1 protein-coding gene is annotated in these 264 nt (G+C 67.8%); it reads right to left on the reverse strand.

Annotated features, from left to right (window positions below; translation table 11 throughout):
- Positions 1–264 (reverse strand): replication initiator protein A (locus AX735_RS17680; RefSeq protein WP_202189610.1); only part of this gene is annotated, 264 nt, incomplete at both ends.

Genomic DNA, 264 nt, shown 5'->3' on the forward strand with positions numbered 1-264 from the left:
GGTAGAGCCAGCGTTCGAGGCCGCCCGTCAGGTCGAAATAGGCGCGGTCGATGGTGAGCACGAGCGCGCGGTCGAGCACACCGGCATAGAACCAGTCGGGCAGGATCAGCTCGATCCCGAGCGCGCGCCCCTGGCCGTCCGCCAGCTCGCGCCATTCGTTGATCCATGAGAAACGATGGCGACGGCGCTGGTGCTGCTGCCGGATCGAAGTGGCGACGGTGGTGGATTGCAGGCGGTCGAGCGCGGCCTTCAGCCGCTCGTAGC

It is taken from the genome of Blastomonas sp. CCH1-A6 (assembly GCF_001556365.1).
In the GTDB taxonomy this organism is placed as follows: Bacteria; Pseudomonadota; Alphaproteobacteria; order Sphingomonadales; family Sphingomonadaceae; genus Blastomonas; species Blastomonas ursincola.